Source organism: Verminephrobacter aporrectodeae subsp. tuberculatae At4 (assembly GCF_000193225.1).
GTDB classification, from domain to species: domain Bacteria; phylum Pseudomonadota; class Gammaproteobacteria; order Burkholderiales; family Burkholderiaceae_C; genus Acidovorax; species Acidovorax aporrectodeae.
Window position 1 is genome coordinate 1 of record NZ_AFAL01000830.1, and the last position, 711, is coordinate 711.

Sequence of the window (711 nt, forward strand, 5' to 3'; positions counted from 1 at the left end):
ATGACCGGCTGCTCCGCTCTTGGCGTCATCTGGACTTCTTCCAGTTCGAGACTTGGCTGCATTGCGAGGTGCCGCGCATCGCGTGCAGTGACTGTGGCAAGACCACGCAGATGCTGGTGCCCTGGGCCCGTCCAGGCTCGGGCTTCACGGCGGCCTTTGAAGCATTCGCCTTGGCTCTGTGTCGTGACTTGCCGGTGAGCCAGGCGGCGGCGTTGCTGCGCTGTTCTGACAAGCAACTGTGGCGGCGCATCGAGTTTTACGTCGAGCAAGCCCGCGCCCAGGAGCGTTTTACGGATGTACGCACTGTGGGCATCGACGAGACCAGTGTGCGCCGGGGGCAGAACTACATCACCGTCGTGCATGACCTGGATGCCAAACGACTGCTGTTCGCCACCGAGGGACGCGAGCACAAGACGGTGCTCGATTTTGTTGACGATCTGAAGGCCCATGGTGGCGACAGCGCGAAGGTCGAGCATGTGTGCATGGACATGAGCGCGGCTTACGCCAAGGGAGTGGGGTTGGCGTTGCCGCAGGCGCAGATCAGCTACGACCGGTTCCATGTGGTGGCGATGGCCATGGACGCGATGGACCAGGTGCGGCGCACGGAGATGGCACAGGACGCTCCGGCGGTGCGAGAAGCCTTGGAGTCGGCAGTTGACAACGATGAGCACAAGGCGCTCAAACAACTGATGTGGGGGATGCGGCGCAACC

The 711-nt window shown here is 62.6% G+C and carries 1 protein-coding gene; it reads left to right on the forward strand.

Annotated elements, in window-relative coordinates; genetic code table 11:
- Positions 1-711, forward strand: a 711-nt coding sequence (locus VTU_RS0121810; protein WP_010108913.1) for an ISL3 family transposase, incomplete at both ends; no start/stop codon positions are given.